General features: G+C 55.8%; 11 protein-coding genes, 4 tRNA genes and 1 rRNA gene. All 16 read right to left on the bottom strand.

Annotation, left to right across the window (positions count from 1 at the left end; translation table 11 throughout):
* Positions 1 to 75: 75 nt before the first annotated feature.
* Positions 76 to 4,275 (bottom strand): DNA-directed RNA polymerase subunit beta', encoded by a 4,200-nt coding sequence (gene rpoC / locus AC3WKX_RS12875; RefSeq protein WP_003210090.1) that lies wholly within the window; start codon positions 4,273 to 4,275, stop codon positions 76 to 78.
* 64 nt (positions 4,276 to 4,339) lie between these two features.
* Complete coding sequence (rpoB, locus tag AC3WKX_RS12880) at positions 4,340 to 8,413, bottom strand: DNA-directed RNA polymerase subunit beta (protein WP_017476319.1); 4,074 nt, start codon at positions 8,411 to 8,413, stop codon at positions 4,340 to 4,342.
* A 220-nt stretch (positions 8,414 to 8,633) separates the two neighbouring features.
* A complete protein-coding gene (rplL, locus tag AC3WKX_RS12885) occupies positions 8,634 to 8,999 on the bottom strand; it encodes a 50S ribosomal protein L7/L12 (RefSeq protein ID WP_003210093.1) in 366 nt (121 codons plus the stop codon).
* A 78-nt stretch (positions 9,000 to 9,077) separates the two neighbouring features.
* Positions 9,078 to 9,578: a 50S ribosomal protein L10 gene (gene rplJ, locus AC3WKX_RS12890; protein ID WP_003210095.1), complete on the bottom strand. Its 501-nt coding sequence runs from the start codon at positions 9,576 to 9,578 to the stop codon at positions 9,078 to 9,080.
* A gap of 198 nt (positions 9,579 to 9,776) precedes the next feature.
* Positions 9,777 to 10,472: a 50S ribosomal protein L1 gene (gene rplA / locus AC3WKX_RS12895; RefSeq protein ID WP_003176434.1), complete on the bottom strand. Its 696-nt coding sequence runs from the start codon at positions 10,470 to 10,472 to the stop codon at positions 9,777 to 9,779.
* Positions 10,472 to 10,903: a 50S ribosomal protein L11 gene (gene rplK, locus AC3WKX_RS12900; RefSeq protein WP_003210097.1), complete on the bottom strand. Its 432-nt coding sequence runs from the start codon at positions 10,901 to 10,903 to the stop codon at positions 10,472 to 10,474. The genes rplA and rplK overlap by 1 nt, the downstream gene beginning before the upstream one ends.
* A gap of 117 nt (positions 10,904 to 11,020) precedes the next feature.
* The gene (nusG, locus tag AC3WKX_RS12905; protein WP_003176436.1) at positions 11,021 to 11,554 is read right to left on the bottom strand and encodes a transcription termination/antitermination protein NusG; all 534 of its coding nucleotides are present in this window, start codon (positions 11,552 to 11,554) and stop codon (positions 11,021 to 11,023) included.
* A gap of 9 nt (positions 11,555 to 11,563) precedes the next feature.
* Positions 11,564 to 11,932 (bottom strand): preprotein translocase subunit SecE, encoded by a 369-nt coding sequence (gene secE / locus AC3WKX_RS12910; RefSeq protein ID WP_003210099.1) that lies wholly within the window; start codon positions 11,930 to 11,932, stop codon positions 11,564 to 11,566.
* A gap of 45 nt (positions 11,933 to 11,977) precedes the next feature.
* Positions 11,978 to 12,053: transfer RNA gene (locus AC3WKX_RS12915), tRNA-Trp, on the bottom strand.
* A 163-nt stretch (positions 12,054 to 12,216) separates the two neighbouring features.
* Positions 12,217 to 12,292 (bottom strand) — tRNA-Thr (locus tag AC3WKX_RS12920).
* A gap of 26 nt (positions 12,293 to 12,318) precedes the next feature.
* Positions 12,319 to 12,392, bottom strand: a tRNA-Gly gene (locus AC3WKX_RS12925).
* A gap of 23 nt (positions 12,393 to 12,415) precedes the next feature.
* A tRNA-Tyr gene (locus AC3WKX_RS12930) sits at positions 12,416 to 12,500 on the bottom strand.
* A gap of 143 nt (positions 12,501 to 12,643) precedes the next feature.
* Positions 12,644 to 13,090: a hypothetical protein gene (locus AC3WKX_RS12935; RefSeq protein WP_008436417.1), complete on the bottom strand. Its 447-nt coding sequence runs from the start codon at positions 13,088 to 13,090 to the stop codon at positions 12,644 to 12,646.
* 7 nt (positions 13,091 to 13,097) lie between these two features.
* A complete protein-coding gene (locus AC3WKX_RS12940; protein WP_008436414.1) occupies positions 13,098 to 13,847 on the bottom strand; it encodes a pantothenate kinase in 750 nt (249 codons plus the stop codon).
* Complete coding sequence (gene birA, locus AC3WKX_RS12945) at positions 13,837 to 14,796, bottom strand: bifunctional biotin--[acetyl-CoA-carboxylase] ligase/biotin operon repressor BirA (protein WP_003210105.1); 960 nt, start codon at positions 14,794 to 14,796, stop codon at positions 13,837 to 13,839. The genes AC3WKX_RS12940 and birA overlap by 11 nt, the downstream gene beginning before the upstream one ends.
* A 168-nt stretch (positions 14,797 to 14,964) precedes the next feature.
* Positions 14,965 to 15,080 (bottom strand): 5S ribosomal RNA (gene rrf, locus AC3WKX_RS12950).
* Between the last annotated feature and the right edge of the window lie 147 nt (positions 15,081 to 15,227).

The following is a 15,227-nucleotide window of genomic DNA, read 5'->3' on the forward strand; positions in this document are numbered from 1 at the left end:
TCCATCGAACCGGGACAAATCTGTCTCGATCCGACGAACGGGGCTGCCAGGGCCCGGTCTTATTTACCGCAGAACTCAGTTACCGCTTGAGTTCAGCGCTTCGGTCAGTGCAGCTTCCACTTCACTGGCGCTTACGCGCAACGGCTTGTCGAGTTCACGGCGACGCTTACGCTCGCTGTGGTAGGCCAAACCGGTACCGGCCGGGATCAGACGACCCACAACCACGTTTTCTTTCAGGCCGCGCAGGTAATCGCGCTTGCCGGTTACCGCTGCTTCGGTCAGTACGCGAGTAGTCTCCTGGAAGGAGGCCGCCGAGATGAACGACTCAGTGGACAACGACGCCTTGGTGATACCCAGCAACACACGAGTGAACTTGGAAACGAATTTCTCGTCGTTCGCCAGGCGCTCGTTCTCTACCAGTACGTGAGTCAGTTCCATCTGGTCGCCCTTGATGAAACTCGAATCGCCGGATTCAGCGATTTCAACTTTACGCAGCATCTGACGCAGGATGGTCTCGATGTGCTTATCGTTGATCTTCACGCCTTGCAGACGGTAAACGTCCTGGATCTCGTTAACGATGTACTTGGCCAGCGCACTCACACCCAGCAGACGCAGGATGTCGTGTGGATCGCTCGGGCCGTCGGAGATAACTTCGCCGCGGTTTACCTGTTCGCCTTCGAAAACGTTCAGGTGACGCCACTTCGGAATCAGCTCTTCGTACGGATCGCTACCGTCGTTCGGGGTGATAACCAGGCGGCGCTTGCCCTTGGTCTCTTTACCGAACGCGATGGTGCCGCTGACTTCAGCCAGAATCGACGCTTCTTTCGGACGACGAGCTTCGAACAAGTCGGCAACACGCGGCAGACCACCAGTGATGTCACGGGTCTTCGAAGTTTCTTGCGGGATACGAGCGATAACATCACCGATCGCGATCTTCGCACCATCCGCAACACCGACCAGGGCGTTGGCTGGCAGGAAGTACTGAGCGATAACGTCAGTGCCTGGCAGCAACAGATCCTTGCCGTTGTCATCAACCATCTTCACGGCAGGACGGATATCTTTGCCTGCAGCTGGACGGTCTTTGGCGTCGAGTACTTCAATGTTGGTCATACCGGTCAATTCGTCAGTCTGACGCTTGATCGTGATGCCTTCTTCCATGCCCACGTAGGTCACGGTACCTTTCATTTCGGTAACGATTGGGTGAGTGTGCGGATCCCACTTGGCCACGATTGCGCCAGCGTCGACCTTGTCACCTTCTTTAACCGAAATCACAGCACCGTACGGCAGCTTGTAACGCTCACGCTCACGACCGTAGTCATCAGCGATTGCCAGCTCACCGGAACGGGACACAGCAACCAGGTGGCCATCCACTCGCTCAACGTGCTTCAGGTTGTGCAGACGGACGGTACCGCCATTCTTCACCTGAACGCTGTCGGCTGCGGAGGTCCGGCTTGCCGCACCACCGATGTGGAACGTACGCATGGTCAGCTGGGTACCTGGCTCACCGATGGACTGGGCAGCGATAACGCCGACCGCTTCACCGATGTTCACCTGGTGACCACGAGCCAAGTCACGGCCGTAGCACTTGGCGCAAATGCCGTAGCGGGTTTCGCAGCTGATCGGCGAGCGAACAATCACTTCGTCGATGCTGTTGAGTTCGATGAACTCGACCCACTTCTCGTCTACCAGGGTGCCGGCAGGAACGATGACTTCCTCGGTACCTGGCTTGAATACGTCACGGGCGATTACTCGACCCAGTACGCGCTCACCCAACGGTTCTACAACGTCGCCGCCTTCGATGTGCGGAGTCATCAGCAGACCGTGTTCGGTGCCGCAGTCAACTTCAGTCACAACCAAGTCTTGCGCAACGTCTACCAGACGACGAGTCAGGTAACCGGAGTTAGCGGTTTTCAACGCGGTATCCGCCAGACCTTTACGAGCACCGTGAGTCGAGATGAAGTACTGAAGTACGCTCAAACCTTCACGGAAGTTCGCAGTAATCGGCGTTTCGATGATGGAACCGTCCGGCTTGGCCATCAGGCCACGCATACCGGCGAGCTGACGGATCTGCGCAGCAGAACCCCGTGCGCCCGAGTCGGCCATCATGTACATCGAGTTGAACGACTCTTGATCGACTTCCACGCCATGACGGTCGATAACACGCTCTTTCGAGAGGTTCGACATCATCGCCTTCGACACTTCGTCGTTGGCCTTGGACCAAAGGTCGATCACTTTGTTGTACTTCTCGCCCTGGGTTACCAGGCCGGAGGCGTACTGGCTTTCGATCTCTTTCACTTCATCGGTGGCAGCACCGATGATGGCGGCTTTCTCGTCCGGGATAACGAAGTCGTTAACACCGATGGAAACGCCGGAAATGGTCGAATAAGCAAAACCGGTGTACATCAACTGGTCAGCGAAGATAACGGTCTCTTTCAAACCAACCACGCGGTAGCACTGGTTGATCAGCTTGGAGATCGCCTTTTTCTTCATTGGCTGGTTGACCACGTCGTACGACAGGCCAGGTGGAACAACCTGGAACAGCAGCGCACGGCCGACAGTGGTGTCGACGATACGGGTGTTCTTGACGCTGCCACCGTCACGATCGTTGATGGTTTCGTGGATGCGGACTTTAACCTTGGCGTGCAGTGCGGCTTCGCCGGCACGGAACACACGGTCAACTTCCTGCAGATCCGCGAACACACGACCTTCGCCCTTGGCGTTGATCGCTTCACGAGTCATGTAGTACAGACCCAATACAACGTCCTGCGACGGAACGATGATTGGCTCACCGTTGGCTGGCGACAGAATGTTGTTGGTCGACATCATCAACGCACGCGCTTCCAGCTGGGCTTCCAGCGTCAGCGGTACGTGCACGGCCATTTGGTCGCCGTCGAAGTCGGCGTTGTACGCAGCACAGACCAGCGGGTGCAGCTGGATAGCCTTACCTTCGATCAGTACTGGCTCAAACGCCTGGATACCCAGACGGTGAAGGGTCGGTGCACGGTTGAGGAGAACCGGGTGTTCACGGATCACTTCAGCGAGAACGTCCCAAACCTCTGGCAGCTCGCGCTCGACCATTTTCTTGGCAGCTTTGATGGTGGTCGCGAGACCACGCATTTCCAGCTTGCCGAAAATGAACGGCTTGAACAGCTCGAGAGCCATCTTCTTCGGCAGACCGCACTGGTGCAGACGCAGGGTCGGGCCTACGGTAATTACCGAACGACCGGAGTAGTCAACACGCTTACCGAGCAAGTTCTGACGGAAACGACCTTGCTTACCCTTGATCATGTCAGCCAGGGATTTCAGAGGACGCTTGTTCGAACCGGTGATAGCGCGGCCACGACGACCGTTGTCGAGCAGGGCATCGACAGCTTCCTGCAACATACGCTTTTCGTTGCGCACGATGATGTCCGGAGCGGACAGGTCGAGCAGACGCTTCAAGCGGTTGTTACGGTTGATCACGCGACGGTACAGGTCGTTGAGGTCGGAAGTCGCGAAGCGACCACCATCCAACGGTACCAGCGGACGCAGGTCTGGCGGCAGAACCGGCAGAACGGTCAGCACCATCCACTCTGGCAAGTTGCCGGAACCCTGGAAGGCTTCCATCAACTTCAGACGCTTGGACAGTTTCTTGATCTTGGTTTCGGAGTTGGTTTGCGGAATTTCTTCACGCAGACGGCCAATCTCGTGTTCCAGGTCGATAGCGTGCAGCAGTTCGCGGACAGCTTCGGCACCCATGCGGGCATCGAAATCGTCGCCGAACTCTTCCAGCGCTTCGAAATACTGCTCGTCGTTCAGCAGCTGACCCTTTTCAAGGGTGGTCATGCCTGGATCGATAACGACATAGCTCTCGAAGTAGAGAACGCGCTCGATATCACGCAGGGTCATGTCCATCAGCAAGCCGATACGGGACGGCAGTGATTTCAGGAACCAGATGTGGGCAACCGGCGAAGCCAGCTCGATGTGCGCCATGCGCTCACGACGAACCTTGGCCAGTGCAACTTCAACGCCGCACTTCTCGCAGATCACACCACGGTGCTTCAAGCGCTTGTACTTACCGCACAGGCACTCGTAATCCTTTACCGGGCCAAAGATCTTGGCGCAGAACAGGCCGTCACGCTCTGGTTTGAACGTACGGTAGTTGATGGTTTCCGGCTTTTTAACTTCACCGAACGACCACGAACGGATCATCTCAGGCGATGCCAACCCAATACGGATGGCGTCGAACTCTTCGACTTGACCCTGGTTTTTCAGCAAATTCAGTAGGTCTTTCAAGGCCTTTCCTCCTGGCGGAGCAGAGAGCGGGCTAAACAACCCCGCTCTCGATTCGCGTCACGTGTTATTCGGTTTCCAGATCGATATCGATGCCGAGGGAACGAATTTCTTTGATCAACACGTTGAAAGACTCGGGCATGCCCGGCTCCATACGGTGATCGCCGTCCACGATGTTTTTGTACATCTTGGTCCGACCGTTCACATCGTCCGACTTCACTGTGAGCATTTCTTGCAGAGTGTAAGCAGCACCGTATGCTTCCAGTGCCCAGACCTCCATCTCCCCGAAACGCTGACCACCGAACTGAGCCTTACCACCCAGCGGCTGCTGGGTAACCAGGCTGTACGAACCGGTAGAACGAGCGTGCATCTTGTCGTCTACCAAGTGGTTCAGCTTCAGCATGTACATGTAGCCAACAGTAACCGGGCGCTCAAACTTGTTGCCGGTACGGCCGTCGAACAGCTGCATCTGGCCGCTTTCTGGCAGGTCTGCCAGTTTCAGCATGGCCTTGATTTCGCTTTCCTTGGCACCGTCGAACACCGGGGTAGCCATTGGAACGCCGCCGCGCAGGTTCTTCGCCAGATCCAGGATTTCCTGGTCGGAGAAGGTGTCCAGTTCTTCGTTGCGACCGCCGATCTCGTTGTAGATCTCGTGCAGGAACTTACGCAGGTCTGCGACCTTGCGCTGCTCTTCGATCATACGGTTGATCTTCTCGCCCAGACCTTTGGCCGCGAGGCCCAGGTGGGTTTCAAGGATCTGACCAACGTTCATACGCGAAGGTACGCCCAACGGGTTGAGGACGACGTCTACCGGGGTGCCATTGGCATCGTGCGGCATGTCTTCAACCGGCATGATCACGGAGACCACACCTTTGTTACCGTGACGACCGGCCATCTTGTCGCCCGGCTGGATGCGGCGACGGATTGCCAGGTAAACCTTGACGATTTTCAGCACGCCTGGAGCCAGGTCATCGCCCTGCTGCAGTTTGCGCTTCTTGTCTTCGAACTTGTCGTCCAGCAGACGGCGACGATCGACGATGTAGGCCTGGGCCTTCTCGAGCTGCTCGTTCAGAGCATCTTCAGCCATGCGCAGTTTGAACCACTGCCCGTGCTCAAGACCGTCGAGTACTTCGTCGGTGATGTCCTGACCTTTCTTCAGACCTGCGCCGCCTTCAGCCTTGTGGCCTACCAGGGCGGAACGCAGACGTTCGAAGGTCGCGCCTTCAACGATACGGAACTCTTCGTTCAGATCCTTGCGGATCTCGTCGAGTTGGGTCTTCTCGATGGACAGCGCACGAGCATCACGCTCAACGCCGTCACGGGTGAAGACCTGTACGTCGATGACAGTGCCCTTGGTACCGGTAGGTACACGCAGGGAAGTGTCTTTAACGTCGCTGGCTTTTTCACCGAAGATGGCACGCAACAGCTTCTCTTCCGGAGTCAGTTGGGTCTCGCCTTTCGGAGTGACCTTACCTACCAGAATGTCGCCTGCGCCAACTTCAGCACCTACGTAAACGATACCGGCTTCGTCCAGCTTGTTCAGTGCAGCTTCACCCACGTTCGGGATGTCTGCAGTGATTTCCTCTGGCCCAAGCTTGGTGTCACGCGCCACACAGGTCAGTTCCTGAATGTGGATCGTGGTGAAGCGATCTTCCTGAACCACACGCTCGGACAGGCAGATGGAGTCTTCGAAGTTGTAACCGTTCCAGGCCATGAACGCGATGCGCATGTTCTGACCCAGTGCCAGCTCACCCATATCGGTGGACGGACCGTCTGCCATGATGTCGCTGCGCTGAACCCGATCACCCTTGCTGACCAGCGGACGCTGGTTGATGCAGGTGTTCTGGTTGGAGCGGGTGTATTTGGTCAGGTTGTAGATGTCGACACCGGCTTCGCCAGTTTCAACTTCGTCATCGGCAACACGAACCACGATACGGCTGGCATCAACGGAGTCGATCACGCCGCCACGACGAGCCACGACGCAAACGCCGGAGTCACGGGCTACGTTACGCTCCATGCCGGTACCTACCAGCGGCTTGTCAGCGCGCAGGGTCGGTACAGCTTGACGCTGCATGTTGGAACCCATCAACGCACGGTTGGCGTCATCGTGCTCCAGGAACGGGATCAGCGACGCTGCAACCGAAACTACCTGCTTCGGCGATACGTCCATCAAGGTGACGTCTTCCGGCGCCTTGACGGTGAACTCGTTCAAGTGACGAACAGCTACCAGCTCGTCGATCAGCATTTTCTTGTCGTTCATCGTGGCCGAAGCCTGAGCGATCACGTGATCAGCTTCTTCGATGGCGGACAGGAACACGATCTCGTCGGTGACCAGTGCGTCTTTCACCACGCGGTACGGGCTCTCGAGGAAGCCGTACTGGTTGGTGCGCGCATAGGCAGCCAGGGAGTTGATCAGGCCGATGTTCGGACCTTCCGGCGTTTCAATCGGGCATACACGACCGTAGTGAGTCGGGTGTACGTCACGGACTTCAAAGCCTGCACGCTCACGAGTCAGACCGCCCGGGCCCAGTGCGGAAACACGGCGCTTGTGGGTGATCTCGGAGAGCGGGTTGTTCTGGTCCATGAACTGCGAGAGCTGGCTGGAACCGAAGAACTCTTTCACCGCCGCAGCCACTGGCTTGGCGTTGATCAGGTCTTGCGGCATCAGGCCTTCGCTTTCGGCCATCGACAGACGCTCTTTGACCGCACGCTCAACACGTACCAGGCCAACGCGGAACTGGTTCTCGGCCATTTCGCCTACGCAGCGAACACGACGGTTACCCAGGTGGTCGATGTCATCGACGATGCCTTTGCCGTTACGGATGTCGACCAGGGTCTTCAGTACCGCGACGATGTCTTCCTTGCACAGCACGCCCGAACCTTCGATCTCGGTACGACCGATACGACGGTTGAACTTCATCCGGCCGACCGCAGACAGGTCATAGCGCTCAGGGCTGAAGAACAGGTTGTTGAACAGGGTCTCGGCAGCGTCTTTGGTTGGTGGCTCGCCAGGACGCATCATGCGATAGATCTCGACCAGCGCTTCCAATTGGTTGCTGGTGGAGTCGATCTTCAGGGTGTCGGAGACGAACGGGCCGCAGTCGATGTCATTGGTGTACAGGGTCTCGATGCGAACAACCTGGGACTTGGCGATTTTCGCCAGGATCTCGGTGTTCAGCTCGGTGTTGCATTCAGCCAGGATTTCGCCGGTGGCCGGGTGCACGATGACCTTGGCGGTGGTGCGACCCAGGACGTAGTCCAGAGGCACTTCCAGCGTCTTGATACCGGCTTTTTCGATCTGGTTGATGTGGCGCGCGGTAATACGGCGGCCGGCTTCAACGATGACCTTGCCTTTTTCGTCCTGGATGTCCAGAACGGCAATCTCACCACGCAGGCGCTGAGGCACCAGTTCCAGGCTGAGGGTTTCGCCGCTCAGGTGGAACACGTTAGTGGTGTAGAAAGCGTCCAGCACTTGCTCAGTGGTATAGCCGAGCGCGCGCAGCAGTACCGAGGCCGGCAGCTTGCGACGACGGTCGATACGCACGAACACGCAGTCTTTCGGGTCGAACTCGAAGTCCAACCACGAACCGCGGTACGGAATGATCCGCGCGGAGTACAGGAGCTTGCCGGAGCTGTGCGTCTTGCCGCGGTCGTGGTCAAAGAACACGCCCGGGGAACGGTGCAGCTGGGAAACGATAACGCGCTCGGTACCGTTGATAACGAAGGTACCGTTCTCAGTCATCAGGGGGATTTCACCCATGTAGACTTCTTGCTCTTTGATGTCCTTGATCGCTTTGTTCGACGACTCTTTGTCGAAGATGATCAGACGGACTTTTACCCGCAAAGGTACGGCGTACGTAACACCGCGCAACACGCATTCTTTGACATCAAATGCCGGTTCGCCCAGGCGATAACCGACGTACTCCAGCGCAGCATTGCCGGAGTAGCTGATGATCGGGAAAACGGATTTGAAGGCCGCATGCAGGCCCACGTCGCGGAACTGATCTTTGGTCGCTCCCGCCTGCAAGAATTCACGATACGAATCCAGCTGGATAGCCAGAAGGTACGGGACATCCATGACGTCCGGCAACTTGCTAAAGTCCTTGCGGATACGTTTTTTCTCAGTATATGAGTAAGCCATCAGCGTTCCCCAGCTTGGTCACCTGCTTGTTTGGCCCCTCCCGACGGGAGCAGCCAGAAAATCTTGCAAACCCCATGGTTTGCGCCACCGCATCGGGTGGTTACAGCGCGTTATAGGCGACGACCGAGTCGATTGCCAATAACGGAAAAAGGCCGGTGGCAAGAGCCACCAGCCATCAGCCTTCAGCTTAACGCTTGGGCTGGAGACGCAAGGTCGATGCTTACTTCAGCTCGACTTTAGCGCCTGCTTCTTCCAGCACTGCTTTAGCTTTGTCAGCTGCGTCTTTCGACACTGCTTCCAGAACCTGGGCAGGGGCGCCGTCAACTACTGCCTTGGCTTCTTTCAGGCCCAGACCGGTCAGTTCACGTACTGCCTTGATCACGTTTACTTTCTTCTCGCCAGCTTCCAGCAGCATGACGTTGAATTCGGTTTGCTCTTCAGCAGCAACAGCGGCAACAGCTGGGCCAGCCGAAGCAGCGGCAGCGGAAACACCGAATTTTTCTTCGAAAGCTTTGATCAGCTCAACAACCTGCAGAACCGACATTTCAGCTACGGCGTTGAGGATATCGTCTTGGGAGATAGACATTGCTGTAATTCCTGAATTGGGGGACGGCCTACGCGGCCATCGAAATAAACAAAAATACGCGAGAGGAGATGCTCAGCCTTAGGCTGCGGCAGCTTCTTTTTGCTCGCGAACTGCGGCCAGAGTACGAGCCAACTTGCTGGTAGCGCCTTGAATCACGCTCATCAGCTGAGAAATAGCTTCGTTACGGGTCGGCAGTGTTGCCAGTACGTCGATTTGGTTAGCTGCGAGGAACTTGCCCTCGAACGCAGCTGCCTTGATCTCGAACTTATCCTGACCCTTGGCGAATTCCTTGAACAAACGGGCAGCAGCGCCAGGATGTTCCTTGGAGAACGCAATCAGGGTCGGGCCAGTGAACACGTCGTTGAGGACACTGTATTCAGTGTCAGCAACAGCGCGCTTGAGCAGGGTGTTACGTACAACACGTACGTATACGCCAGCTTCACGAGCCTCTTTACGGAGTCCGGTCATAGCGCTTACTGTCACACCACGGGCATCAGCCACGACAGCGGACAGAGCAGCTTTGGCAGCCTCGTTGACTTCAGCGACGATGGCCTTCTTGTCTTCGAGATTAATTGCCACGGGTTTAACTCCTGCTTGTTACCGTTTCATCTGGCCTGGGCCGGATGTCGTTTTGGTGTCTGATTCGGTAAGGAACCGGGAGCACCATCTGCGTAGGCTTGTGGTTTAAGACTTGCGTCGCCTACGGTCTTGGATAGCCCCCGCCAGGCAGGGACCCCAATCTTTCAATTGGCGCAATTACTTGCGCCAATTTGTGTCTTATACGTCCAGCGAGCCTTGGTCGATGACCAGACCTGGGCCCATAGTGGTGCTCAGGGTAACGCGCTTGACGTAGATACCTTTCGAGGAAGCTGGCTTGATACGCTTCAGATCAGCGATCAGGGCTTCAACGTTTTCCTTCAGCTTGACGGCATCAAAGCCGACTTTGCCAACGGAGGTGTGAATGATGCCGTTTTTGTCGGTGCGATAACGAACCTGACCAGCTTTGGCGTTTTTAACCGCGGTAGCTACGTCTGGAGTCACGGTGCCGACTTTAGGGTTAGGCATCAGGCCACGTGGACCGAGGATCTGACCCAACTGACCTACAACGCGCATTGCATCCGGGGAAGCAATTACGACGTCATAGTTCAGGTCGCCGCCTTTCATTTCGGCAGCCAGGTCGTCCATGCCAACGCGATCGGCGCCGGCGGCCAGAGCAGCTTCAGCTGCTGGGCCTTGGGTGAAGACAGCTACACGTACAGTCTTGCCAGTACCGTGTGGCAGCACAGTAGCGCTACGAACGACCTGGTCGGATTTACGTGGGTCAACGCCCAGGTTTACAGCAACGTCAACAGACTCGCTGAACTTGACAGTCGACAGCTCGGTCAGCAGAGCAGCAGCGTCTACAAAGTTGTAGGACTTGCCCGCTTCGATTTTGCCGGCGATAGCCTTTTGGCGCTTGGTCAGCTTAGCCATTACACACCCTCCACGTTAAGGCCCATGCTACGAGCAGAACCGGCGATGGTACGCACGGCTGCATCCATATCAGCTGCAGTCAGATCCGCGTTTTTGGTTTTCGCGATTTCTTCCAGCTGAGCACGGGTCACGGTGCCAACCTTAACGGTGTTAGGACGAGCGGAACCGCTAGTCAGACCAGCAGCTTTCTTCAACAGAACCGAAGCCGGGGTCGACTTGGTTTCGAAGGTGAAGCTACGGTCGCTGTATACAGTGATGATCACTGGAGTCGGCAGACCTGGCTCAATACCCTGAGTACGGGCGTTGAAGGCCTTGCAGAATTCCATGATGTTCACGCCGTGCTGACCCAGAGCTGGACCAACAGGTGGGCTTGGGTTGGCCTGAGCGGCCTTCACTTGCAGCTTGATGTAAGCGGTAATCTTCTTGGCCATGAGGCACTCCAATTACGGGTTCGAACGCCTCGAAAGGCTCCCCGGTTACTTGCGCGTTTATCCCAGTGACGACAAAACCCCACAGCCTAAGGCTGCGGGGTTGGGATGCTTGCTCAGCTAGACTTTTTCGACCTGGCTGAACTCTAGCTCTACCGGAGTAGAGCGACCGAAAATGAGCACTGCCACTTGGATCCGGCTCTTTTCGTAGTTAACTTCTTCGACGGTGCCGTTAAAATCAGCGAACGGACCATCTGTGACACGAACAACCTCACCCGGCTCGAACAACGTCTTCGGCTTGGGCTTGTCGCTACCATCAGCAACGCGACGCAGAATTGCTTCTGCTTCTTTGTCAGTGATCGGAGCAGGCTTATCAGCGGTACCGCCGATGAAACCCATGACGCGAGGAGTGTCCTTGACCAAGTGCCAAGTACCCTCATTCATGTCCATTTGAACCAGCACGTAGCCAGGGAAGAACTTACGTTCGCTTTTGCGTTTCTGGCCATTACGCATTTCAACCACTTCTTCAGTGGGAACCAGAATTTCGCCGAAGCCATCTTCCATGCCTGCCAGCTTTACGCGCTCTAGCAAAGAGCGCATGACATGCTTCTCGTAACCCGAGTAAGCATGCACAACGTACCAACGCTTAGCCACGGGACACCCTTAGCCAACAATCAAGGAAACAAGCCAGCCGAGCAGGGAATCAAGCCCCCACAACAGCAACGCCATAACCAGAACAACAGCTACCACGATCAACGTGGTCTGCGTGGTTTCTTGGCGAGTCGGCCAAACGACTTTACGGATCTCGGTACGAGCTTCCTTCACCAGGACCGCAAACGACTTGCCTTTTGCAGTCTGCAGGCCAACAAAGGCAGCAACAGCAGCAAGGGCGAGCAATGCGAGGACACGGTACAGGATTGGCGACCCAGAGTAGTACTGGTTACCAACAACGCCTACAACCACAACAGCGACTACTACAAGCCACTTGAGCAGATCGAAGCGAGAGCCTTGAGCTTCAGCCTTAGGAGTCATCTATGAAGATCCTGTGAAAAGAAAGCCAGACACACCAAGTGAATCTGGCAGGTCAGGAGGGAATCGAACCCCCAACCTACGGTTTTGGAGACCGTCGCTCTGCCAATTGAGCTACTGACCTAAAACAAAATCAGGCCGACAATTATGCCGATCTGAAAAAGACTTTACAACAACAAACCCCTGCAGACCTGAAACCCACCCAAACAAAACAGCGAGAGAGGGCATATTCAACCGGAGGTAGCTGTTAAAACAAAGGCAGATATTTTCATATCTGCCTTGTTATATGGAGCTCTTGAGCGGATTTGAACCGCTGACCTCACCCTTACCAAGGGTGTGCTCTACCAACTGAGCTACAAGAGCGAAACAACTTGCACAACCTGCAAACTTGGAGCGGGTAGCGGGAATCGAACCCGCATCATCAGCTTGGAAGGCTGAGGTTCTACCACTAAACTATACCCGCGGAGCTTGCAGCTCACGCTAAAATGGTGGAGGGGGAAGGATTCGAACCTTCGAAGTCGTAGACGTCAGATTTACAGTCTGATCCCTTTGGCCGCTCGGGAACCCCTCCTAAGCGAGCCGGCATTCTACATCATGCCAGCCTTCTGTCAAGCATTTTCTCATTAAAAAATATGAGGTTAGCTGCGTTGACCTTCGCTTCACCCTGTCGACCTAGAAGGTCTTCACTGCGAAGCGGGCGCCATTCTATGCAAACTATTCGAAGGTTGCAATGCCTTCGCACGGCATTATTTTATGTTTTAACTCATTGAATTCATTAACAAGGTTTTCAAAGGGCAGATCATCGGCCAGACGCCTGCTTTCAGGGGCCACTCGCAGCCAATATCCCGACGCATCAGGCAGGTTCAGAGACTGCAGCCTGACCTTGATATCCAGGCTCGTGAGGCGCTGCTCAACGGATTGAGCCTCTTTCTGATCAGGCAAACCGCCGATATACAAGCACATCGCCTGCGCATCAGGCGCTTTTGCCCTGTCTCGCCGAACCATCGCATCAGCCGATTCGCTCAACAGGCGGATATCTTGCTGAGAACCACGATAGAGAGCCAAAGGCGTGACATCTTTAGCGCGCAGAGGGGCCTCCTGCTGATGCCAGATGTAATAGAAGACATTGAGGACCAGCAAAAGCAGAAACAGCCAACGCATAAAAACCTCAGGACAAAGGGCACGCCATCGCCAAGCCAACAAAAACCAGATCAGGGACAAGCCTACCGTGAGGCACAGCGTCAGCCACGAGCTCAGCGTCCCCACCGGTAAGGAAGACGGTAAAATCGCTCCCCCAATAGCTTCGAGCCAACTCCAGCTGGGTCAACACAAAACCCCTCAGCATGAGCGTACAGCCGCGCTCTACCGCCTCCACAGTTGTGCGCCCTGGAGACAGCGCCTCAAGAGCCCGTTCAGCGGCGATATCGTCATAGCGTATTTTGCGGGTATGTGTTCGAAGCTGATTACGCATCAGCGGCATCCCCGGACAAATGAAACCGCCGAGATGCTCACCGTCTGCGGAAATGAAGTCCGCTGTTGCGGCGGTGCCAAAATCGAGCACCAGGCACGCGCCCGACGCCAGCTGAAACCCACCCAGCATCGCGAGCCAACGATCCAGTCCCAGGCGCTCGAAATCTTCGTACCCGTTCCGCACCCCACCCATCTGCCTCGCCGAAGCAGCACACAGCACCTTGACGCCAAATGCCTCGACCAGGGTAGCGACCAGTTGACTTGTCTCATCCGAAGCGCGAACACTCACCAGCCGGCAGTCTTTTAACGCGAGCCCCGGGAGCGCGAACAGGCTGTCGATCAGCGAGGCATCCGACCCAACGACACCTTCGGCAAAGATACGAGCCTTATCCGACTCAAGTACCCGCCATTTGATAAAGCTATTCCCACAGTCGAGCTCAAGAATCATCACGCAACCTCAGGCTTAGCTCACCACCGCTATATACTTTCTCAACACCATCCACGCTCAACCGCAATGCACCTTGCCCATCGACCCCCAGCACCACGCCGTCAATCTGGTTCACGCCCGCGATGAGCGATACAGGCCGGCCCTGCCATAAATGGCTTTGCTCCCACTCACCCTGAATTGCCGAAAAGCCAGATGCCTGGTGACGCTCAAGATAAGCCTGCAGCTGCACTCCAAGACGCGCTACCAGGTAGTTGCGATCAACAGCACTGCCGCTCTCCAACTGTACGGAGCTCCATTGCTGATCGACCTCATCCGCCTTCTGCATGTTCACGTTGATGCCGATACCAATAACGACGTGACAGACGTCAGCGGGATCCCCGACCAGTTCCAGGAGAATTCCGGCGATCTTTTTCTGCCCGACCAAAACGTCATTTGGCCACTTCAACCCTGCACCACGAACACCCGCGTCGCGCAGCGCCTGCATAACTGCAAGTCCGACCACCAGGCTTAGCCCTTCCAACTGACGCATGCCGCCTTCGATCCGCATCACAAGGCTGTAGTAGACGTTTTGAGCGAAAGGACTGACCCACTTTCGTCCGCGCCTTCCCCTGCCTGCAGTTTGCTGTTCTGAAAGCACAAGAAATGGCGCAGTGCGACCCGATTCAATCAGCCGCAATGCCTCGGCATTGGTAGAGTCAATGGAGTCAGAGATATGAACAGGCCATGCAGGAACAGGTACATGCCGAGCTATTTCATCGGCACTTAACAGTATCAGGGGCGCAGCCAACTGATACCCCCTGCCGCGCACTTTATGGATAGGTAGACCCAATTCCGCCTCGAGATGCTGAAGCTGCTTCCATACAGCACTGCGACTGACACCCAAGGCAGCACCGAGCGCCTCCCCGGAGTGGAATCGGCCATCTTTTAGAAGTTTCAACAACGTCAGCATGCAGGTCTCGCCTCACAATGAGGCACGCATGATAGCCATGCATTAGGCCATTGCATAGAAAGGCAGGACGTTAGCATTGAAGATGCTTGAAATTCGACCGCCCAAATTTTCCGACCGCGCAAAACAAAACCCCTGACTGCATAAGCAATCAGGGGTTCTGGAATTTAATCTTGACGATGACCTACTCTCACATGGGGAAACCCCACACTACCATCGGCGATGCATCGTTTCACTGCTGAGTTCGGGATGGGATCAGGTGGTTCCAATGCTCTATGGTCGTCAAGAAATTCGGGTACTGAGTCGTGGCCAGCTGGCCTCGCTTCAGCAAATTGGGTATGTGATAGCTTTCGGTGTTTTGCAAGATCTCGAACTTTCGGTTCGTTTCGTCTTCACACACCGCAATCTGGTCTCTTCGACGCAAATTGCTTGGG

This window comes from Pseudomonas sp. GP01-A4 (genome assembly GCF_058780865.1).